The 20,284-nt window shown below is 70.6% G+C and carries 17 protein-coding genes; 6 read left to right on the top strand and 11 right to left on the bottom strand.

What is annotated here, in order from left to right; genetic code table 11:
• The first annotated feature begins 9 nt into the window (after positions 1 to 9).
• A complete protein-coding gene (locus CRP50_RS07905; RefSeq protein ID WP_097278473.1) occupies positions 10 to 1,065 on the top strand; it encodes a hypothetical protein in 1,056 nt (351 codons plus the stop codon).
• A 10-nt stretch (positions 1,066 to 1,075) separates the two neighbouring features.
• Here the strand turns inward: CRP50_RS07905 and CRP50_RS07900 are convergent, their stop codons facing one another.
• Together CRP50_RS07900 and CRP50_RS07895 are read right to left on the bottom strand one after the other, a co-directional pair.
• Entirely contained in the window at positions 1,076 to 1,873 is a 798-nt protein-coding gene (locus tag CRP50_RS07900; RefSeq protein ID WP_097278472.1) for an alpha/beta fold hydrolase, read from the bottom strand.
• A gap of 82 nt (positions 1,874 to 1,955) precedes the next feature.
• Positions 1,956 to 2,816, bottom strand: a complete 861-nt coding sequence (locus CRP50_RS07895) for a DMT family transporter (RefSeq protein ID WP_097278471.1) — start codon at positions 2,814 to 2,816, stop codon at positions 1,956 to 1,958.
• 126 nt (positions 2,817 to 2,942) lie between these two features.
• Between CRP50_RS07895 and CRP50_RS07890 the strand changes: the two genes are divergently transcribed.
• Positions 2,943 to 4,340 carry a PLP-dependent aminotransferase family protein gene (locus CRP50_RS07890; protein ID WP_176525080.1) on the top strand — a complete coding sequence of 466 codons (1,398 nt, stop codon included), beginning with the start codon at positions 2,943 to 2,945 and terminating at the stop codon, positions 4,338 to 4,340.
• Between the two features lie 15 nt (positions 4,341 to 4,355).
• Here CRP50_RS07890 and CRP50_RS07885 read toward each other — a convergent pair whose 3' ends face one another.
• The gene (locus CRP50_RS07885; RefSeq protein WP_097278470.1) at positions 4,356 to 4,988 is read right to left on the bottom strand and encodes a TetR family transcriptional regulator; all 633 of its coding nucleotides are present in this window, start codon (positions 4,986 to 4,988) and stop codon (positions 4,356 to 4,358) included.
• 130 nt (positions 4,989 to 5,118) lie between these two features.
• Between CRP50_RS07885 and CRP50_RS07880 the strand changes: the two genes are divergently transcribed.
• Together CRP50_RS07880 and CRP50_RS07875 are read left to right on the top strand one after the other, a co-directional pair.
• The gene (locus CRP50_RS07880) at positions 5,119 to 6,315 is read left to right on the top strand and encodes an efflux RND transporter periplasmic adaptor subunit (protein WP_245913406.1); all 1,197 of its coding nucleotides are present in this window, start codon (positions 5,119 to 5,121) and stop codon (positions 6,313 to 6,315) included.
• Complete coding sequence (locus CRP50_RS07875; protein WP_097278469.1) at positions 6,312 to 9,467, top strand: efflux RND transporter permease subunit; 3,156 nt, start codon at positions 6,312 to 6,314, stop codon at positions 9,465 to 9,467. Before CRP50_RS07880 ends, CRP50_RS07875 begins: the two co-directional genes overlap by 4 nt.
• 65 nt (positions 9,468 to 9,532) lie before the next feature.
• On the opposite strand, the gene CRP50_RS07870 is transcribed toward CRP50_RS07875, so the two are convergent.
• From CRP50_RS07870 to CRP50_RS07835, 8 genes are all read right to left on the bottom strand, one after another.
• Positions 9,533 to 11,707: an SLC26A/SulP transporter family protein gene (locus CRP50_RS07870; RefSeq protein WP_097278468.1), complete on the bottom strand. Its 2,175-nt coding sequence runs from the start codon at positions 11,705 to 11,707 to the stop codon at positions 9,533 to 9,535.
• Between the two features lie 189 nt (positions 11,708 to 11,896).
• On the bottom strand, positions 11,897 to 12,517 hold the full coding sequence (locus tag CRP50_RS07865; RefSeq protein WP_097278467.1) for a DUF4142 domain-containing protein: 621 nt from the start codon (positions 12,515 to 12,517) through the stop codon (positions 11,897 to 11,899).
• A gap of 8 nt (positions 12,518 to 12,525) precedes the next feature.
• Positions 12,526 to 13,881, bottom strand: a complete 1,356-nt coding sequence (locus tag CRP50_RS07860; RefSeq protein ID WP_097278466.1) for a cbb3-type cytochrome c oxidase subunit I — start codon at positions 13,879 to 13,881, stop codon at positions 12,526 to 12,528.
• Between the two features lie 18 nt (positions 13,882 to 13,899).
• Positions 13,900 to 14,352: a c-type cytochrome gene (locus CRP50_RS07855; RefSeq protein WP_097278465.1), complete on the bottom strand. Its 453-nt coding sequence runs from the start codon at positions 14,350 to 14,352 to the stop codon at positions 13,900 to 13,902.
• Positions 14,353 to 14,554: 202 nt separating this feature from the next.
• Positions 14,555 to 15,316 carry an ABC transporter ATP-binding protein gene (locus CRP50_RS07850; protein WP_097278464.1) on the bottom strand — a complete coding sequence of 254 codons (762 nt, stop codon included), beginning with the start codon at positions 15,314 to 15,316 and terminating at the stop codon, positions 14,555 to 14,557.
• Entirely contained in the window at positions 15,313 to 16,281 is a 969-nt protein-coding gene (locus CRP50_RS07845) for an iron chelate uptake ABC transporter family permease subunit (RefSeq protein ID WP_245913405.1), read from the bottom strand. The genes CRP50_RS07850 and CRP50_RS07845 overlap by 4 nt, the downstream gene beginning before the upstream one ends.
• A complete protein-coding gene (locus CRP50_RS07840) occupies positions 16,271 to 17,230 on the bottom strand; it encodes an ABC transporter permease (protein WP_097278463.1) in 960 nt (319 codons plus the stop codon). Before CRP50_RS07840 ends, CRP50_RS07845 begins: the two co-directional genes overlap by 11 nt.
• A 19-nt stretch (positions 17,231 to 17,249) precedes the next feature.
• Positions 17,250 to 18,176 carry a siderophore ABC transporter substrate-binding protein gene (locus tag CRP50_RS07835; RefSeq protein ID WP_245913404.1) on the bottom strand — a complete coding sequence of 309 codons (927 nt, stop codon included), beginning with the start codon at positions 18,174 to 18,176 and terminating at the stop codon, positions 17,250 to 17,252.
• Positions 18,177 to 19,008: 832 nt separating this feature from the next.
• Between CRP50_RS07835 and CRP50_RS07830 the strand changes: the two genes are divergently transcribed.
• On the top strand, positions 19,009 to 19,212 hold the full coding sequence (locus CRP50_RS07830) for a Flp family type IVb pilin (protein ID WP_097278461.1): 204 nt from the start codon (positions 19,009 to 19,011) through the stop codon (positions 19,210 to 19,212).
• An 83-nt stretch (positions 19,213 to 19,295) separates the two neighbouring features.
• Positions 19,296 to 20,270: a Flp pilus assembly protein CpaB gene (gene cpaB, locus CRP50_RS07825; RefSeq protein WP_097278460.1), complete on the top strand. Its 975-nt coding sequence runs from the start codon at positions 19,296 to 19,298 to the stop codon at positions 20,268 to 20,270.
• Positions 20,271 to 20,284: the final 14 nt, after the last annotated feature.

Here is a 20,284-nt window from a genome sequence, read left to right as displayed (position 1 = left end):
AGCGCCGCCATGGAACCGATCCGCCTGCTCACGACCCTCTTCCCCACGCCGCGGGAAGTGATGCTGTCCAAGCTCACCGGCAACAAGGCCAGCCAGACGCTGGGCGCCAAGAACGTGGCGCAGGCCGTCATGGTCAACCTCGTCAACCGCTCGCCCGATTACATGAAGCGGGCGAACCTGGATGCCGAGTTCCTCACCCAGCTCGGCGCCTATTCCCAGGCCGGTGCCGTCGGGGCCGGCGCGGGTGCGGCCCTGACCAAGCTGCAGCAGTTCGGCGGCATGCTGAAGGGCGAGGACAACATGCACGCCATCGCCCGCTCCAGCCAGCGGGTGCGGGTCGGCGACGGCTCGGTGGTGGAAGCCCACGGCTACGGCGACGTGGTGGCGGGCAACAACGCCTTCGTCACCGGCGGCGACGGCGGCAACAGCATCACCGTCGGCGACAAGAGCGCCGCCGTCGGCGGTCGCGGCAAGGACGTGATTCTCGGCGGCGACAACGCCATGGTGCGCGCCGGCGAAGGCAACGACGTGGTGATGGTCGACCACGGCTCCGTCGTGGCCGGCGACGAAGGCGACGACGGCATCACCGTCGGTGCCAATTCCATCGTCGACGGTGGCGACGGACGCGACACCATCACCGCCGACCACGGCAGCCAGATCCAGGGCGGCGCCGGCGACGACCGCATCACCCTGACGCGCGGGCGCGACTTCATCGCCGCGGAAGAAATCGCCCAGGTCGATGGCGGGACGGGCGACGACTCCATCCAGCTCGACCGCGTGGTGGCCGACATCACCTATCGCCGCGGCGACGGCACCGACACGCTGGGCGGCGACCTCGGCGGCAGCACGCTGATCCTCAAGGACTATCGCGAGAGCGACGTCACCCACAAGCTGACCTTCGACGGCCGGCAGATGAAGCTGGAGCTGACCTTCGCCAACTCGCTGCGCGACAAGATCACCGTCACCGGCATCCAGCTCGAGAAGAACCAGAACTTCGTCATCCAGTACCGCGGCGGCGCGGAGACGCGGCTCGACGGCCTGATGGAGCGCCTGCTCCAGGCCTGAGGCCGCCCCCCTACTCCGCCAGGAAGCCGGCCACCAGATCAACCACCAGCGCCTCCTGCTCGCGGTGCGGCACGTGGCCGACGCCGGGCAGCAGGCGGGCCGTGCCGCGCCCCTCGGCGATGCGGCGCGGGTGTTCCGCCGTGCCGTATTCGTCCTCGGCGCCGTGGATTGCGAGCACCGGGCAGCGCAGCGCCGCCAGGGCCGCGTCGACGGTCCAGTCAGCGAACTCCGGCGACAGCCAGGTTTCCGTCCAGGCATCCACCACCCACCGCGCCTTGTCGCCGTGGTAGCGCGCGAGCCGCGCCAGGTTGGCCGGGTCCTGGAAGTCCTGCCGGGCCGCCCGGATGCCTTCCAGCGTGCGATCCTCCACGAAGGCCTGCGCTGCGATGGTCACCAGCGCGCAACAGCGGTCCGGGTGGCGGGCCGCCGTCTCGATGGCCATGCCGCCGCCGACGCTGTGGCCGCAGGCGGCGAAGGACTCGATGCCGAGCGCGCCGCACAGGCGCGGCACCACCGTCTCAGCCTCGTCGGCGACGAACCCGACGGTCAGCCGGCCGGGATGCGGGTCCGATCGGCCGAAGCCCAGGCGATCGTAGGCGATCACGCGACGCCCGGTGGCCGCGGCGAGGCGCTCGGGGAAGCTCCGCCACAGGTCGACGCAGCCGAGGGAATCGTGCATCAGCATCACCGGCGCCGCCGCCGCATCGCCGCCCGCCGGATCCCACGAGCGGACGAAGATCGCCCCGCCGGGAAGGGCGATGCGGTGGTCGGTCGCCACGACCGGCGGCGGCGTATGGGGCTGGGGCATCCTGTCCTGTCCGTTGGTGATGACTGGGCAGGAGAGGAAATCGACTGCGGCCCCGCTCGTCAAGGCCGCAGGTGAAGCCGCGTCAGGCGAAGCGGCGGGCGCCGGCGACGCAGAGCACCACCAGGGACGCCGCGACGATCATGGTCCAGGCCACCGGCTCGCCCAGCACGAGCGCCGCCAGGGCGAGGCCGAAGAAGGGCTGCAGCAGCTGCAGCTGGCCGACCGCCGCGATGCCGCCGGCCGCCAACCCGCGGTACCAGAACACGAAGCCCACCAGCATGCTGAACACCGAGACGTAGCCGAGCCCCGCCCAGGCGGGTGCGGTGATGCCGCTCCACGACGTCGGCAGGGTGGCGAGCGCCACCGCCGCCATCACCGGCGCCGCCAGCAGCAGCGCCCACGAGATCACCTGCCAGCCGCCCAGCCGCCGCGCCAGCGTCGCCCCTTCCGCATAGCCGAGCCCGCACAGCACCACGGCGCCCACCATCAACAGGTCGCCGGTCAGCGTGCCGCCGCCGCTGCCGAGGAGGGCGAAGCCGGCGACGACGGCGCTGCCGAGGCCGGAGAACAGCCAGAACGCCGGCTTCGGCCGCTCACCGCCGCGCACCACGGCGAAAAGGGCGGTGGCGAGCGGCAGCAGGCCGATGAAGACGATGGAATGGGCCGCCGTCACGTGCTGCAACGCCAGCGCCGTCAGCAGCGGGAAGCCGACCACCACGCCGAGCGCCACCACCGCCAGCGGCAGCAGGTCCGCCCGTGCCGGCCGCGCCTGTCGCAGGGCGGCGAGCAGCAGCGCCGCCAGCACCGCGGCGATGGCGGCGCGCGCCGCCGTCAGGAACAGCGGCGCGAAGCCGGCCACCGCGACCCGCGTCGCCGGCAGGGAGCCGCTGAAGATCAGGATGCCGAGGAGCCCGAAGCCCCACCCTTCCAAAGTCCGGTTCATGTCTCGCCTCTCGTTCAGGAGCGGCGATGGTAGGAAGACGGCCCTGGTCCGGCCAGGGACAGTGCAGTACAATTCCGCCGAACTGTACTGCATCAGCAGACCATACACTCACGCAGGGAGACCGCCATGGCCGGCGGCGACGACACCCGCACCGGCGCCGTCATGGCGACCATCCGGCGCAAGATCGCGAGCCGCAGCCTCGCCGCCGGCGACCGCCTGCCCTCCATCCGGCAGTTCGCGGCGACCATGGGCGTGTCGCCGTCGACGGTGGTGGAGGCCTACGACCGGCTGGCGGCGGAAGGGTTGATCCGCGCCCGCCGCGGCGCCGGCTTCTTCGTCGCCGGCGGTGCCGTGCCGCCGCTGCCGTTGGCCGAGACGGCGCCGCGGCGCGACCGGGCGGTGGATCCGCTGTGGGTGTCGCGCCAGTCGCTGGATGCCGACGCCGCCACCCTCAAGCCCGGCTGCGGCTGGCTGCCCGCCGACTGGATGCCGACGGCGGCGATCCGCAGCGCCCTGCGCCGCCTCGCCCGCCACGACGATGCCGTTCTGGCCGACTACGGCACCACCGGCGGCTCCATGACGCTGCGCCGCGTGCTGCTGGGCCGGTTGGCGGCGGAAGGGCTGGAGGTGGGGCCGGAACAGATGCTCCTCACCGGCTCGGGCACCCAGGCCATCGACCTCGTCTGCCGGTTCCTGCTGCGGCCCGGCGAGACGGTGCTGATCGACGATCCCTGCTACTTCAACTTCCAGGCGCTTTTGCGGGCGCACGGGGCGCGCGTGGTCGGCGTGCCCTACGGCCCCACCGGTCCCGATCCGGCGGCCTTCGAGGCGGTGGTGGCGGCGGAACGGCCGCGCCTCTACATCACCAACGCCGCCCTGCACAACCCGACCGGCGCCACCCTGTCGCCGCAGACCGCCCACCGCCTGCTGGTGACCGCCGCCGCCCACGACCTGACCATCGTCGAAGACGACATCTTCTGCGACTTCGAGCCCGACCTCTCCCCGCGCCTCGCGTCGCTGGACGGTCTGCAGCGGGTGGTGCGCATCGGCAGTTTCTCGAAGACCCTGTCGGCCTCGGTGCGCTGCGGCTACATCGCCGCCCGGCCGGACTGGATCGAGGCGCTGGTCGACCTGCAGGTGGCCACCAACTTCGGCGGCCCGAGCCCCATGGCGGCGGAGCTGATCGCCGGCGTGCTGGCGGCCGGCGGCTACCGCAAGCATCTGGAGGAGCTGCGCCGCCGCCTCGCCCGTGCCCGGCGCGACACGGCCGCGCGCCTCGCGCCGCTCGGCATCCGGCCGTGGCTCATGCCGCGGGGCGGCTTCTATCTGTGGTGCGAACTGCCGCCGGGCCACGACTCCGCCGCCCTCGCCCGCCGGGCGCTGGAAAGCCAGGTCGTCCTCGCCCCCGGCAACGTGTTCAGCGTGTCGCAGACGGCCGGGTCGTTCGTGCGCTTCAACGTGGCGCAGAGCAGCGACCCGCGCATCCTCGACACCCTGCGCCGGGTCCTCGCCGAAGCCGCCTGAGGCGGCACGCCGTCGTCAGCCGGCCGGGCGCCCGACGAGCCCGTCGAAGAACATGTCGATCATGGCCGGCGCGTCGCGCCGCAGGTCGATGGGGCCGCCGCAGCGCAGGGCCAGCATGTGGATGCCGATGAGGAAGGCGTGCACGGCCGAAGCGGCCAGGGCCGGATCGAGGCCGGGCGGCACCTCGCCGGTCTCGCGGCAGCGCTCCATCACCCGGCAGAGCGCGGCGACCAGCGCATTGCCCTTGGCCTCGAAATGGTCCTGCACCGGCTGCATCTCGCCGACCAGTTCGGTGCCCTGGATGAGGATGGTGAAAACGCGCTGGCGCTGCGCGTCCTCCGCCAGTTCGCGGAACACGCGGCGGAACAGGTCGCGGGTGCGGCCGAGCAGGCCGCGTTCGCCGGCGTCGGCCTCGGCGATCTCGGCCAGCAGCCGGTCGATGGGCAGTTCCACCCGCTCCACCAGCGCCGTCAGCACGTCGGCCTTGTTGCGGAAATGCCAGTAGAGCGCGCCGCGGGTCACCCCGGCGGCACGGGAAATCTCGTCCAGCGTCGTGCGCGCCACGCCCTTCTCGAAGAAGATCGCTTCCGCCGCGTCGAGGATCGCTTCCCGGGTCTGTTCGGCTTCTGCCTTGGTCTTGCGGGCCATGTCCGTCTCTGAAAGCCATGCCGTGAGGCTGGATATATCGCGTCCCTGCCATGCTGTCGAGGCTATTTACAAACATGCATGCATGTATATAAATGGCGCCCAATCGATTCCCTCGCAAAGGACGACGACGATGCAGTACGAAACTCGGCGGCTTCCCCGCCTCATGGTGGCGGCGGCGGTCGTGGCTGTACTGGCCGCCTGCGACGGCGGCGACACGACGACCTCGGCGGCCGCCCCCGCCGCGCCCCCGCCACCGCAGGTGACGGTGCAGCCGGTCGCCATGGCCGACGTGCCCGTGGCCCAGGAATACGCCGGCCGCACCCAGGGCGCCCGCGAGGTGCAGGTGCGCGCCCGCGTCACCGGCATCCTGCTCGAACGCACCTATCAGGAAGGCCAGACGGTGCAGCAGGGCGACCTGCTGTTCCGCATCGACCCGCAACCCTTCCGGGTCCGCCTCGACGCCGCCGAGGCCGGCCTGCAGCAGGCGCGCGCCACGCTTCAGCAGGCGCAGCGCAACTGGAACCGCATCGACGAGCTGTGGAAGTCGCGCACCATCAGCGCCAGCACCCACGACGACGCCCGCGCCGCCCTCGACCTCGCCCGCGCGTCCGTCGCCGCCGCCGAGGCGGAGGTGGAATCGGCCCGCATCGACCTCGGCTACACCAGCGTCGAGGCGCCGCTGTCCGGCGTCACCAGCCTGGAAGACCTGCCGGAGGGCAGCCTGGTCGGCACCGGCGCCGGCGACAGCCTGCTGGCCACCATCACCCAGCTCGACCCCATCCACGTCGTCTTCTCCCTGCCCGAGGCCGAGCAGATGCGCGAGCGCGTGCTGCTCGAATCCGGCAAGGCGAGCCGCATCGAGGAACAGGGCCGGGTGCCGGTGGATGTCGTCTTCGGCGACGGCTCGGTGCACGCCCAGGAAGGCTGGGTGGACTTCACGGCCAGCGGCGTCGATCCGGCCACCGGCACCATCCGCGCCCGCGCCGTGGTGCCGAACCCCGACCACCGCCTGCTGCCCGGCCAGTTCGTCCGCGTGCGGGTGAAGGGCCTGGTGCGCAACGACGTCGCCGTCATCCCCGACAAGGCCCTGATGCAGGGGCCGCAGGGTCCCTTCGTCTACGTGGTGGACGCCGAGGGCAAGGCCCAGGCGCGCCCGGTGCAGACCGGCGCCCTGGTGGAGGACGGCCGTATCGTCGAAGGCGGCCTCGCCGAGGGCGACACCGTCATCACCGAGGGCGTCATCAAGGTCCGCCCGGGCGCGCCGGTGCAGGCCGCGCCGCCCGCCGAGGCCGCCGAGACCCCCGCCAGCGAGGAGGCGCAGGGATGATCGCGCGGTTCTTCATCGACCGGCCGGTCTTCTCGACCGTCCTGTCCATCATCATCGTCATCGCCGGCCTCGCCGCCATGCGCGGCCTGCCGATCGAGCAATACCCGGAACTGGTCCCGCCCGAGGTGAGCGTCACCGCCACCTACCCCGGCGCCAGCGCCCAGGTCATCGCCGAGACCGTGGCGGCGCCGCTGGAGCAGCAGATCAACGGCGTCGACAACATGATCTACATGCGGTCGACCAACTCCGACGCCGGCACCATGAGCCTGTCGGTGTCCTTCGAGGTCGGCACCGACCCCGACCAGGCGACCATCGACGTCAACAACCGCGTGCAGGCGGCGCTCGCCACCCTGCCCGAGGAAGTGCGCCGCCAGGGCGTGCAGGTGAAGAAGAAGTCGAGCTCGATCCTGCAGGTCGTCACCATGCAGTCGCCGGACGGCCGCTACGACCCGGTGTTCGTGTCCAACTACGCCCTGCTGAACGTGCTCGACGAGTTGAAGCGCACGCCGGGCGTGGGTGATGCCTCGCTGTTCGGGGCCAAGGACTATTCCATGCGCATCTGGCTGCGCCCCGACAAGCTGGCGCAGTACGACCTGACGCCGGCCGACGTGGCGGCGGCGGTGCGCGAGCAGAACGCCCAGTTCGCCGCCGGCAAGTTCGGCCAGGAGCCCATGGCCGACCCGCAGGCCTTCACCTACAGCGTGCGCACCCAGGGCCGCCTCGCCGACGCCGACGAATTCGCCGACATCATCCTGCGCTCCGACGCCTCGGGCGCCGCGCTTCGCCTCGGCGACGTGGCGCGCATCGAGCTGGGCGCCCAGGACTACGCCTTCTCGGCCACCTACAACGGCGGCCCGGCCATTGCCATGGGCATCTACCTGCAGCCCGGCGCCAATGCGCTCGATACCGCCGCGGCGGTGAAGGAGACCATGGAGCGCGTCGCCGAGCGCTTCCCCGAGGGGCTGGAGTACGCCGTGCCCTTCGACACCACCAAGTTCGTGCAGGTGTCCATCGACGAGGTGGTGAAGACCTTCATCGAGGCGCTGGTGCTGGTGGTGCTGGTGGTCTACGTCTTCCTGCAGAGCCTGCGGGCGACCATCATCCCGCTGCTGGCGGTGCCGGTGTCCATCATCGGCACCTTCGCCGGGCTCTACATCGTGGGCTTCTCCATCAACCTGCTGACGCTGTTCGCCATGGTGCTGGCCATCGGCATCGTGGTCGACGACGCCATCGTGGTGCTCGAGAACGTCGAGCGCGTCATGAACCAGGAGAAGAAGACCCCGCGCGAGGCCGCCATCAAGGCCATGCAGGAGGTGACCGGCCCCGTCATCGCCATCGTGCTGGTGCTGTGCGCCGTGTTCATCCCGGTCGCCTTCCTGGGCGGACTGACGGGCGTGATGTACAAGCAGTTCGCCATCACCATCGCCGTCTCGGTCACCATCTCGGGCATCGTCGCCCTGACCCTGACGCCGGCGCTCTGCGCCCTCATGCTCAAGCCCGGCCACCACGAGCCGGCCGCCCCCTTCCGCTGGTTCAACGCCGCCTTCGACCGCGTGACGGGTGGCTACCTGCGGGCGGTGAACCTGTTCCTCAAGCGCGTCGTGCTGGGGCTGGCCGTGGTCGGCGTCATGCTGGTCGCCACCTGGCAGCTGTTCGAGCGCGTGCCCGGCAGCCTGGTGCCCGACGAGGACCAGGGCGTGCTGTTCTCCATCGTCATGATGCCGCCGGCCGCCGCCCTCAGCCGCACCGACGCCGAGACCGCCAAGCTGACCGACATGCTGCTGGCGCAGGACGAGGTGGAATCGGTGGTCACCTTCGCCGGCTTCGACCTGCTCTCCGGCGCCCAGAAGACCAGCGCCGGCGTCAGCTTCGTGTCGCTGACGGACTGGTCGGAGCGCACCGAGCCGGGCCAGGACGCCCGCGTGCTGGCCGGCACCCTGTCCGGCCAGGCGGCCGGCACCTCCCGCGAGGCGCTGGCCTTCATGATCAACCCGCCGCCCATCATGGGCATGAGCACCACCGGCGGCTTCGAGGCCTACCTGCAGAACCGCGCCGGTGACTCGCCCGAAGAGATGGCCCGCATGGCCAACGAGCTGGTGGCCGCCGCCAACAAGCGGCCGGAGCTGGCGGGCGTGCGCACCACCTTCAACACCTCCGTGCCGCAGTACTTCATCGATCTCGACCGCGCCAAGGCCAAGGCGCTCGGCGTGCCCATCAACGCCGTGTTCGAGACCATGCAGAGCACCTTCGGCTCGCTCTACGTCAACGACTTCACGCTCTATGGCCGCACCTTCAAGGTCAGCCTGCAGTCGGAATCCGACTTCCGCGCCAAGCCGGAGGATCTGCGCCACGTCTTCGTGCAGTCGGCGACCGGCGAGATGATCCCGCTCGACACCCTGGTGACGGTCGACCGGGTCACCGGCCCGGACATGATCGAGCGCTACAACGTCTTCCCGGCCGCCAAGATCATGGGCAACCCGGCGCCGGGCGTCAGTTCCGGCCAGGCGTTGGAGGCCTTCCAGCAGGTGGCGGCGGAGGTGCTGCCCGAGACCTACACCCTCGGCTGGGTCGGCACGTCGTACCAGGAGGTGACGACGTCCGGCACCTCGGCGCTCGCCTTCGTCGCCGGCCTCGTCATGGTGTTCCTCATCCTCGCCGCCCAGTACGAGCGGTGGAGCCTGCCGCTGGCGGTGGTGACGGCGGTGCCCTTCGCGGTGTTCGGCGCCCTGCTCGCCATCTGGCTGCGGGGGACGCAGAACGACGTCTACTTCCAGATCGGCCTGATGACGCTCATCGGCCTGGCGTCGAAGAACGCCATCCTGATCGTCGAGTTCGCCGCCATGAAACGGCGCGAGGGCCTGCCGATCCTGGAGGCGGCGCTGGAAGCCGCGCGCCTGCGCTTCCGCCCGATCATCATGACGTCGCTCGCCTTCATCCTGGGCTGTGTGCCGCTGGCCATCTCCACCGGCGCCGGCTCGGCGAGCCGCCACTCCATCGGCACCGGTGTCATCGGCGGCATGCTGGCGGCGACCTTCCTCGCCACGCTCTTCGTGCCCATGTTCTTCCGCATGGTCGAAAGCTGGCGCGAGCGGCGCAAGGGCAAGCCCGCACCCGCCACGGACGGCGCGGCCGAGGCCGGCACCGCGCCCTGACCCGCCCCGTCGGCGGTGGCCCCCGCTCTCCCGAGCACGGCCACCGTCGGCGGCCCGCGGCGGCCTCAGCCGTGGGCCAGTTGCACCAGACGGTTGGCGAGCACCAGCTTCTCGGCCAGCGTGACGGTCAGCAGGCGGTGGAACAGCACCGCCAGTTCGCCGTCCTCCTGCTCCAGCCGCTCCAGGTCGCTGCGGTACAGGCGGAAGACGGTGGCGGCGCCCTCCACCACCACGTCGGCGGTGCGGGTGCCGGTGAGGCAGAGGCCGACCTCGCCGACGACGGCGCCGGCCGTCATGGTGCGCAGGCGCAGGACGCGGCCGTCGGCCAGGGTGACCTGCACCCGGACCCGGCCGTTGCTCACCAAAAAGACGTCGTCGGCCGGATCGCCGGAGCGGATCAGCGTCGTCCCGGCGCTCAGGCGCAGGCGCCGCATGGCCGCGGCGAGGTCGACCAGGCGCGGGTGGGGACCGAGGATGGCCTCCAGGTGATGGGTGACGTCGTCGCTGCCCGACAACAGGTTTTCCGTCGCCAGCAGCTCTTCCTCGCAGCGCTCCAGGGCATGGTCGAGGTCGGCGGCGGAGACGGCCGTGGCATCGGCGTCCACCGTCAGGCCGGACCGCGCCAGCGCCTCCGCCATGCCGGGCGGCAGGGCGCAGAACACCAGCGGCGCCCCGGCGTGGGCCACCATGCCGCGGATCTTCAGGAAGCCGGAGGTCGCCGCGGAATCCATGCCGCTGACCGCGGCGAGGTCGAGGATCAGGAAGCGCAGCGGCGGCGCGTCGGGCTGCGCGATGCGCTCGCGCACACGGGCCACCACCTGCTCCATGGTGCCGAAGAACAGGTAGCCCTGCAGGCGCAGGACATGCACCTGCTCGCCCTGGCGGTCGAGGGCGTGCACCGCGTCGGGCGAGCGGTCGACGCCGCTGCGTAGCTGCCGACCGTCGGCAACGAGGCGCACGACGGGGAGGCGCGCGTAGTTGTAGACGAACATCACCACCGAGAAGGCGAGGCCCAGCACCAGCCCGCTCAGGAAGCCGAGCGCGGCGATGGCCGCCAGGATCGCCAGGACGATGAGCCACTCGGCGCGCGGCAACTGGCGACGGGTCGCCATCGCCCACTGGTAGAGCAGCTCGCCGCCGAGAAACACCATGAGGCCGGCCGCCAGAAAGGTGGGCATGGCCGAGGCCAGCACACCGGCGAAGCCGAGGCCGACCAGCAGGATCAGGCCGGCGGCCATGCCGGCGCCACGCCCGGTGGCGCCCATCTTCGCGGCCAGCAGGGTCATGCCGAGCCCGGTATAGCCGGCCGGGCCGCCGAGCCCGCCGACCAGCAGGTTGGCGAGGCCGCTGGCGCGCAGCTCGGCATTGGCGTCGATCTCCCGCCCCGACGCCGCCTCCAGGCCGCTGGTGCTGAGGAGCAGGCCGATGATGTTGAGCACGGCCACCGCCGCCATGGCGGGCGCCGCCTGGAGCACGGTCCCCCAGTCGGCATGCGCCGCGATCCACAGCGGCGACGGCAGGGCGACCGCCGCCTCGGCCGGCACGTCGGGCAGCCAGTGCCACAGGCGGGCGTCCTCGACCGCGATCCCCGCCGCCGCGAGCACCAGATAAAAGGCCGCGCCAGACCCCAGCAGCACCGTCGACATGGTGAGCGGGTGCGACGACCGGTGCAGGCTGACCGCCATCACCACGGCCACCAGCACCGCCGGCGCCAGGGCGCCGAGGACCAGCGGCCGGTCCAGCGCCGCCGCCATGGCCGACAGCTGGTGCTCGCCGGCCACCATGATGAGCGCGCCCTCGATGAGCAGCCACCCGGACCCGGCCAGGAAGCCCGCCACCACCGGATAGGGCAGGAAACGCACCAGGGTGCCGAGCCGCAGGCGGCCGAACAGCACGAACAACGCGCCGGTGACCACGGTGCTGGCGCCGAGGATGGCGAAGACCGTGGCGATGCGGTCCTCCACCGGCCGCCCCTCGAGCCCGGCGAGCAGCCCCGCCATGGAGGCGACGAGAACGGCGATGCCCGTTTCCTGCACCAGGGCGACGGTGCCGGCGTGGGAACTGCGCCAGGCGATGACGATGGACAGCAGCGCCGCGCTCAGCAGCATGACGCCGACGCCCATGCCGAGCCCCGCCGCCAGGGCACCCGGGAACAGCAGCGCCGCGAAGGCGACGCCGGCACCCAGGTTGTCCATCCCGGCGGTGACGCCGGCCGCCAGCGACCCGAGATGCCGCCTCATGCTCCGGACCCTGCGAGCGGTCGGCGGGCAGAGGCGGAGCAGGGTCGGCGACGGGGCATGGTGGTCCGATGCAGGGAAAGAGAGTGTCTGTGACAGTAGTTTCAGCATAAATGGTTCGGCCGGCGCAAACCTTCTTTATGCCCCCTGCACTGCCCTGCCCGCCCGGCCGTGCGTGACCGGCGGCTGCCCTCACCGCTCCCCGTACTGCGGCGGCTGGCCCTCGGGATCGGTCGCCATCCCCATGCCGCGGGCCGCCGCGCGCAGGGCTTCGCGGTGCTCGACCAGGACGACCATGCCGGTGATGGCCGCCTTCGCCAGGGTGTCGGGCTGGGTCTGCGAGGCGGTGGTCTGGTAGAGCGCGATCAGGCGGTCGTGCACGGCGATCTGTTCCGCCACCCAGGCCCGGTCGAAGCCCTGCCCCGTCGACTGCTCCCGCAGGCGGGCGAGCACCTCCGGCGCGGAGCCGTCCTCCGGCACCCGGGCGCCGGGATCGACGCCGACGCCGAGCCCCTCCGCCACCGCGCGCAGGCGCTGGTCCAGGTCCGCATGATCGGCGGCCAGCGTCGCGGCGAGGCGGCGCACCGCCTCCCCGCCTGCACGCTCTTCGGCCAGCGCCGCCAGGTCTCGCTCCAGGCGGTGGAGGGCGGCGGCGCCGGCCAGGAACTGCCGATCCTCCTGCGGCAGACCCTGCTCGCCCGGCACGCCGAGGCGGGGCGTCTCGTCGGGCTTCAGGTCGGCCTGGGCGAGGACGGTGGACGGCGCCAGCAGAGCGGCGGCGATCACCGGGGCGGCGAGTGCGATGGGCTTCATGGCGCGCCTCACTGAGCGGGTGTGGTGTCGGCGGCGGAGCGCATGTGGCGCGGCACCTGCTGGCGCGCCGGCCCGTAGATGGAATAGAGGAACAGCAGCGCCGACAGCACCACGAAGGCTCCCGAGCCGAGGCGCATCCAGTAGAAGATCACCAGCTGTTCCTGCACCTCCATGTAGAACATGCCGAGCACCCGCTGGAGGTGCGTCTGGACGACGCCGGCGAAGGTCAGGGTGAAGGTCATGAAGGCCATGGCCGAGGTCATGATCCAGAAGCTCCACATGTTGAGCACCTGGTTGTAGGGCTGCGACCGCCGCAGATGCGGCATGGCGTAGGTGATGATAGCCAGGATCAGCATGACGTAGGCGCCGAAGAAGGCGAGATGCCCGTGGGCGGCGGTGATCTGCGTGCCGTGCGAGTAGAAGTTCACCGGCGCCAGCGTGTGCATGAAGCCCCAGACGCCGGCCCCGAAGAAGGCCATCACCGGCGTCCCCAGCGTCCACAGCAGGGCGGCCTTGTTGGGGTGGTCGCGGCGGCCCTTCCACACCATGGTGAAGGCGAAGATGATCATGGCGAAGAAGGGGAAGACCTCCAGCGCCGAGAAGATGGAGCCGACCCACTGCCAGTAGCCCGGCGCGCCGATCCAGTAGTAGTGGTGCCCGGTCCCGAGCAGGCCCGAGAACAGCGCCAGCCCGACGATGGCGTAGAGCCACTTCTCCACCACCTCGCGGTCGACGCCGCTCAGCTTGATGACGACGAAGGCGAGGATGGCGGCCATCACCAGCTCCCACACCCCTTCCACCCAGATGTGGACGACGTACCACCAGTACATCTTGTCCAGCGCCAGGTTGGTCGGGTTGTAGAAGGCGAACAGGAAGAACAGCGCCACGCCCCACAGGCCCAGCAGCAGCACGTTGGTCACCGCCGTGCGGCGGCCACGCAGCACGGTCATGCTGACGTTGTAGAGGAAGATCAGCGCCGCCACGACGATGCCCACCTTCACCCAGGTCGGTTGTTCCAGGAATTCGCGCCCACCGTGGATGCCGAAGGCATAGCCCACCACCGCCGCCACCGCGCCGACCATGAGGATCGCGAGTTGCACATAGGCGAGCAGCGGGCTTTCGATGTCGCGCTCCGCCTCCTCGGGGATCAGGTAGTAGGCCGAACCGAAGAACCCGAGCAGCAGCCACACGATGAGCGCGTTCGTGTGGATCATGCGCAGGATGTTGAAGGGCAGGATCTCGGCCAGGAAGTTGGGCACGGCATAGACCGTGCCGGCCAGCAGGCCGAAGACCACCTGCAGCGCGAACAGCAGCATGGCCGCGGTGAAGTACCAGTAGGCGATTTTCTGGGTCGGATATCTCATCAGGCGCCCCCTCCCGGCTCAGCCCGCCTCGTTCGGCGGCCAGCCCTGCGTGTCGATGGTCGAGGTCCAGGCCAGGAAGTCGACGAGGTCGTTGAGTTCCTGGTCCGTCAGGTTGAACTGCGGCATCTGCCGCCGTCCCTCGATGCCGCTCGGCTGCGACTGCATCCAGGCGATCAGCGCCATGCGGGCGCCTTCGGCATCGTCGGCGCCGCCGTAGCGCAGCCACACGTTGCCCAGCTCCGGCGCGAAATAGGCGCCTTCGCCGAGCAGCGTGTGGCAGTTGATGCAGGAGTTTTCCTCCCACACGTGCTTGCCGCGGGCGACGCTCTCGGTCAGCGTCGACTCGTCGGTGCTGGTGGTCACCATGTAGAAGTGGCTGTGCGCCGTCAGTGCGACGAAGGTCACGAAGAAGAAGGCGGAGCCGCCGTAGAATATGTTCCGGGCGGCGGCCTTCGTCAGCCGATCTGCCATATCCCCTCTCCGGCCAGCGGTGGTACTGGATGCTGAACGGGTCGGAAGCAGTGACGTTCCGGGCGGAAACGGCTGAATTTAACCAGCGTCATCCTGCGCGCGACGCGCGAGCGGCCGCGACGGCTCAGGCGCCCGGGGTGGCTAAGGATGGCGCCGCCGGCGGGCCGCACCGGTCCCGATGCGGGCGTGCCCCGATGTCTTTTCAGACGTAGTAGTGGACGATCCGCCGCCCCTCCGGCGTCTCCTGCACGGTGGTATCGAGGCCGTAGACGTCGCGGATGGCGGCCGGCGTGATGACGTCGGCCGGCGTGCCGGCATGCACCACCCGGCCGTCGCGCATGGCGACGGTGTGGTCGGAGTAGCAGGAGGCGAAGTTGATGTCGTGCAGGACCATGACGAAGGTCTTGCCGAAGGTGTCCGCCGTGCGGCGGAACAGCTTCATCATGGCGACGGCGTGCTTGATGTCGAGGTTGTTGAGCGGCTCGTCGAGCAGGATGTAGTCGGTATCCTGGCACAGCACCATGGCGATGAAGGCGCGCTGGCGCTGGCCGCCCGACAGCTCGTCGAGGAACCGGTCGGCGAAGGGCTCCAGCTCGAAATAGCCGATGACCCGGTCGATGTGACCGCGGTCGGCCTCGGTCAGGCGGCCCTTGGAGTGCGGGTATCGCCCAAAGGCGACCAGGTCGCGCACCGTCAGGCGCGACACCACGTGGTTGTCCTGCCGCAGGATGGACAGGCGCCGCGCCAACTCGTCGCTCGGCGCCTTGGTGACGTCGAGGCCGTGCACGGTCACGGTGCCGGCGCTCATGGGCAGCAGGCGGCTGATCATGGACAGCAGCGTCGACTTGCCGGCGCCGTTGGCCCCGACGATGGAGATCATGCCGCCGGCGGGCAGGCGAAGCGTGATGTCGTCGACCACCACGCTCGGGCCGTAGGACTTGCTCACGTTCTTGACGTCGATCATCGGGCGAACCCACGCACCAGGAGGAACAGGAAGAACAGGCCGCCGACGAACTCGATGACGACGCTGAGCGCCGTGTCGAAGGCGAAGACCCGCTCGAGGACGACCTGGCCGCCGACCAGGGTCGTGACGGCGACGAGCACCGCCCCCGGCAGCACCAGGGCGTGGCGGTGCGACGGCACCAGCATGTAGGCGAGGTTCGCCACCAGCAGGCCGAGGAAGGTGATCGGCCCGACCAGCGCGGTCGACACCGACACCAGCACGGCCACCATGAGCAGCAAGCCCGTCACCATGCGGCGGTGGTCGACGCCCAGGTTGACGGCGGCGTCACGGCCGAGCGCCAGCACGTCGAAGGCCCGCAGCCAGCGCAGGCCGACCACCGACACCGCCAGCACCGTCAGCGCCGAGGCCGCCAGCAGCCCCGGGTCGGGGCGGTTGAAGCTGGCGAACAGCCGGTCCTGCACCACCAGGAAGTCGGTCGGGTCGATGATGCGGTTGAGGAAATGCATCAGGCTGCGGAACAGCACGCCGAACACGATGCCGACCAGCATGAGCAGATGCAGGCTGCGCAGGCCGCCCGAGAACAGCCAGCGGTACAGCGTGACGGAGAAGATGACCATCACCGCCACCTCGACGGCGAACCGCAGGCGCGGGTCCCAGGCGGCGACGAAGGCGGCGCCGAGGAAGAACACCAGCATGGACTGCAGCAGGCCATAGAGGGCGTCGAAGCCCATGATGGCGGGCGTCAGGATGCGGTTGCCGACCACCGTCTGGAACAGCACGGTGGAGACGGCGACGGCGTAGCCGACCACGATCATGGTGGCGAGCTTCATGCCGCGGAAGGCGAGCACGAAGCCCCAGTCGCCGCGCACCCCGACGGTCATGTAGAGGGCCACCGCCACCGCCGCCAGGGCCGCGAGGCCGGCCAGCACGACCGCGGGGCGTTTCACCGAGGTACTATGCAGCACGGCCGTCCCTCCGCAGCAGCAGGTAGAGGAAGACGGCGCTGCCGACCACGCCCATGATGGTCCCGATGGGGATCTCGTAGGGGTGGACGACGATCCGCCCGACGATGTCGCACACCACCACAAGCGCGGCGCCCAGAAGCGCCACGAAGGGCAGCGAGCGGCGCACGTTGTCGCCCATGAGCAGGCTGACCACGTTGGGCACGATGAGGCCGAGGAAGGGGATCATGCCGCAGGTCACCACCACGGCGGCGGTCACCAGTGCGACGATGGTCAGCCCCACGGCCACCACCCGGCGATAGCCGAGACCGAGGCTGGTGGAGAAGTCCTCGCCGAGCCCCGCCACGGTGAAGCGGTCGGCCGCCAGGTAGGCGACGACGGTGAGCGCGAAGGACGTCCACAGCAGTTCGTAGCGCCCGCGCAGCACGCCCGAGAAGTCGCCGTTGGTCCAGGCGTAGAAGGATTGCATGAGGTCCAAGCGGTAGGCGAAGAACACCGTCACCGCCGTGATGACGCCTCCCAGCATCAGCCCGACCAGCGGCACCACCAGCGGCGAGCGCAGCGGCACCTTGCGCAGGATCGCCAGAAACAGCAGCGTGCCGCCCATGGCGAAGCAGGCGGCCACCAGCATGCGGCCGAACACCGGCATCTCCGGCGCCAGCAGGGTCACCGCCAGCATGCCGAAGGCGGCAGCCTCCGCCGTGCCGGCCGTCGACGGCTCGACGAAGCGGTTGCGGGCGATCATCTGCATGATGAGCCCGGCCACCGCCATGCCGGCACCGGCCAGGACGAGGGCGAGCGTGCGCGGCAGGCGGCTGGCGAGCAGAACGAGCAAGGCCTCCCCGCCGCCGTCGCCGGTGACCAGGGAAGCCAAGGCGATGTCGCTGGCCCCGACGAAGAGGCTCACCGCCGACACGACGGCGAGCCCCAGGCAGGAGAGGAGAAGGTTCATCGGACGGCGCGGTCGGGCATCAGCTCTTGGCGAGCGCCGCCTGCACCTGCTCCACGTTCTCCAGCAGCGCCGGCAGGCTGCCGCCGAGCAGATACCAGTTGGAGGCCTTCAGGTAGACCACCTGCCCTTGCTTCCAGGCCGTGGTGCGGCGGACGATCTCGTTGTCGAGGAACTGCTGCGCCGGGGTGCCCTCGCGGCCGATGGCGGCGTCGCGGTCGAGCACGAACAGCCAGTCGGGGTTCTTGTCCAGGATGAACTCGAAGGAGATGGCCTGGCCGTGCAGGCCGACCTCCAGGTCGGGATCGGCCGCCTGCACGCCGAAGGCGTCGTAAAGGACACCGAAGCGCGAGCCGGGGCCGAAGGCGCTCATCTTGCCGCCGGTGGTGAGCACCAGCATGCCCCTGCCGGCGTCGGCGGCGATGGTGCGGCTCTGCGCCATGGCGGCGTTCAGGCGGCCGACCATCTGCTCGACCTCGGCCGTCTTGCCGAACAGGGAGCCGAGCATGCGCGCGGTGGCGATGGCGCTGCCCGTGAAATCCTTCTGGTCCACCGTCAGGTCGATGGTGGGCGCGATGACCGACACGTCCTTGTACTTGGCCGCCGAGCGGTTGCCGACGATGACGAGGTCGGGATCGAGGGCGTTGATCGCCTCGTAATCGGGCTCGAACAGCGTGCCGACCTTGGTGTAGCGGTCGGCGTCGTACTTCAGCAGACGCTCCGGCTTGACGCCCCCGGGCACGCCGATCACCTCGACGCCGAGCGCATCGAGGGTGTCGAGCGTCGCCAGGTCGAGCACCACCACGCGCTTCGGGTTCTGCCGGACCTCGGTCTTCCCCTGGGCGTGCTCGATGGTGACGGTCGGCGCATCCTGCGCGACGGCGCTGCCCGCCGCGGCGAGGGTCGCCACCGCCATGGCCAGACCGGTGAAAAGGCGTCTCGTAAGCATCACGTGCATCCTTCTGAAGGCCCCTGGAAAACCGGCGCGCGCGGCACCGCCCCCAGTTGTTAATGTGAGTCACTCGCATTCGCATCAAAATTCTGCATCCCCGCCGCCGTTCTGGTGGCGGCACGGTCGCCGCGGGCCGGCTTTCGGTGCCTGCGCGAGGAGGCGTGGCGCCGCCCCCTCCCCCTGAAGGGGGCAGGCCGAGGCGATGCCGACTCCGGCCGGTTCCCCCCTCGGCGCGACGGTCGCGGGCCGCCGTTCCGCACCAGGAAAGATTTAAACGTCAGCCCGTAAATCGGCAGTTGCGCTCCATCCCATTAGTTAAAATTTTATCCGAGTTTTCGCCACGCGCACTGACCGCGCCGACACTGTGCTCCCCGGGCCTGCCCGCGACTTGAAGACAGGTCGAGTGAGGTAGCCGTGTCTTAGGACCCCATGATGATCCCGCATGCGACGATCATCCGGTGGAACCTCCGCGACCATGGTGGTAGCCGCTCCGCGAGCCACACCTCCAGAACGGCGGAAACGTGCGGCTTTCCCGCAGCGGCGCCGGTGGCTCTGCGACGACCTTTCCCTCGCGTTCTCCGGACGTCGCCGGCCTCGTGCGCGTGCCGGATCATCCGCCGCAAACAGCACCACCTCGGTGGTGAAGGGTCCACTCATCTTGATCATCCGGCGCCCGAAAGACCCTTCCCGCCGCCCGATCGATAGGTTGAGCGAAGATCTTCCGCAGCCCCAGCATAGGACCCGTCGGCGTGATGCGGCCCGGTCCGAAGGCCCTCCGACGCCGCGCCGCGGAAAGACATCGCGAAGTAATCAACTCGGGAGAATGCACATGAACAAGCTGGTTGCCTTCGGCCGTGACCTCCTCCGCAACGACGAGGGCCTCGCCATGGTCGAGTACACCATCCTGCTGGCGCTCATCGCCATCGCGACGATCGTCACCATCGGCCTCGTCGGCGACAAGGTCGCCAATGCCTGGACCAACCTGAACGGCAAGCTGACCGGCACCAACTTCACCGCCCCCGCGGGCGGCTGAAGCCGGTGAACTCGTGGGGCCGGAGCGTTCAGGCGCCGACCCCACGAGCACCATCGCAGGGTAAAGCAGGGGGTGCTCGTACCATGGCAAAACGTCCCGTCGTTCTTCTGGTCGCAGCGGTCGCGCTGGGCGGCGCCTCGGTGTTCCTGGCGCGCCAGTGGCTGACCGAGGCGGTGCGCAGCGCGCAGCCGAGCGGCCCGGCCATCGAAATGTCCACCGTCGTCGTGGCCCGGGTGCCGCTCAGCTTCGGCGACAAGCTGGCGCCCGAAAACCTCAAGGCGGTCGACTGGCCGGCCGGCGCACGGCCAGAGGGCAGCTTCACCACCCTCGACGAGCTGATCTCGGCCAGCGAGGAACGGGTCGTGCTGCGCTCCATGGAGCCGGGCGAGCCGGTGCTCGCCACCAAGGTGTCCGGCTTCGGCGGCCGGGCCACCCTGTCGACCATCATCGACGAGAGCATGCGCGCCGTGACCATCCGGGTCGACGACGTCAACGGCGTCGCCGGCTTCGTCCTGCCCGGCGACCGCGTCGACATCATGATCACCCGCGAGGTGGAGCGCGAGAAGCCCATCACCGACATCCTGCTGCAGAGCGTCAAGGTGCTCGGCGTCGACCAGGAAGCCAGCGACCAGAAGGATAAGCCGGTGGTCGCCCGCGCCGTGACGCTGGAGGTGACGCCGGTGCAGGCCCAGAAGCTGACCCTCGGCCAGACGGTCGGCAGCCTCAGCCTGTCGCTGCGCAACCAGCTCGCCGCCGATGCCACCGAACAGCGCACCGTGACGCTGGCCGACCTGGGCCGCGGCGAGCCGGCCCGCACCGCGCCCGAGCCGGCCGCCGCCGCGCCCGTCGCGGCCCCGGCGCCGGTGGTCGTCGCGCCGCCGCGCCCGGTGGTGACCACGGTGCGCGTCGTGCGCGGCACCACGGCGACCGAGGAAGCGGTCGGCCGCGGCCGCACACCGGCGGCCGCCCTCGCTCCGGAGCCTGCCGCCGCGTCGTCGTCGCCCACGCCGGAGCCCGCCCCGACGCCCGCGCCCGTTCTCGCCGGCCCGGCCTCCTGACCGCCGCCGCCGTC

Source organism: Caenispirillum bisanense, assembly GCF_900230255.1.
Taxonomy (GTDB): Bacteria; Pseudomonadota; Alphaproteobacteria; order Rhodospirillales; family Rhodospirillaceae; genus Caenispirillum; species Caenispirillum bisanense_A.
The sequence above is the reverse complement of the archived record's forward strand: the minus strand, read 5'-3'. Positions and strand labels throughout refer to the sequence as shown.

Coding starts and splice junctions, on each gene's coding strand:
- CRP50_RS07905 (WP_097278473.1), top strand. CDS start 10: ATGGAACCGATCCGCCTGCTCACGACCCTCTTCCCCACGCCGCGGGAA.
- CRP50_RS07900 (WP_097278472.1), bottom strand. CDS start 1,873: ATGCCCCAGCCCCATACGCCGCCGCCGGTCGTGGCGACCGACCACCGC.
- CRP50_RS07895 (WP_097278471.1), bottom strand. CDS start 2,816: ATGAACCGGACTTTGGAAGGGTGGGGCTTCGGGCTCCTCGGCATCCTG.
- CRP50_RS07890 (WP_176525080.1), top strand. CDS start 2,943: ATGGCCGGCGGCGACGACACCCGCACCGGCGCCGTCATGGCGACCATC.
- CRP50_RS07885 (WP_097278470.1), bottom strand. CDS start 4,988: ATGGCCCGCAAGACCAAGGCAGAAGCCGAACAGACCCGGGAAGCGATC.
- CRP50_RS07880 (WP_245913406.1), top strand. CDS start 5,119: ATGCAGTACGAAACTCGGCGGCTTCCCCGCCTCATGGTGGCGGCGGCG.
- CRP50_RS07875 (WP_097278469.1), top strand. CDS start 6,312: ATGATCGCGCGGTTCTTCATCGACCGGCCGGTCTTCTCGACCGTCCTG.
- CRP50_RS07870 (WP_097278468.1), bottom strand. CDS start 11,707: ATGAGGCGGCATCTCGGGTCGCTGGCGGCCGGCGTCACCGCCGGGATG.
- CRP50_RS07865 (WP_097278467.1), bottom strand. CDS start 12,517: ATGAAGCCCATCGCACTCGCCGCCCCGGTGATCGCCGCCGCTCTGCTG.
- CRP50_RS07860 (WP_097278466.1), bottom strand. CDS start 13,881: ATGAGATATCCGACCCAGAAAATCGCCTACTGGTACTTCACCGCGGCC.
- CRP50_RS07855 (WP_097278465.1), bottom strand. CDS start 14,352: ATGGCAGATCGGCTGACGAAGGCCGCCGCCCGGAACATATTCTACGGC.
- CRP50_RS07850 (WP_097278464.1), bottom strand. CDS start 15,316: ATGATCGACGTCAAGAACGTGAGCAAGTCCTACGGCCCGAGCGTGGTG.
- CRP50_RS07840 (WP_097278463.1), bottom strand. CDS start 17,230: ATGAACCTTCTCCTCTCCTGCCTGGGGCTCGCCGTCGTGTCGGCGGTG.
- CRP50_RS07835 (WP_245913404.1), bottom strand. CDS start 18,176: ATGCTTACGAGACGCCTTTTCACCGGTCTGGCCATGGCGGTGGCGACC.
- CRP50_RS07830 (WP_097278461.1), top strand. CDS start 19,009: ATGAACAAGCTGGTTGCCTTCGGCCGTGACCTCCTCCGCAACGACGAG.
- cpaB (WP_097278460.1), top strand. CDS start 19,296: ATGGCAAAACGTCCCGTCGTTCTTCTGGTCGCAGCGGTCGCGCTGGGC.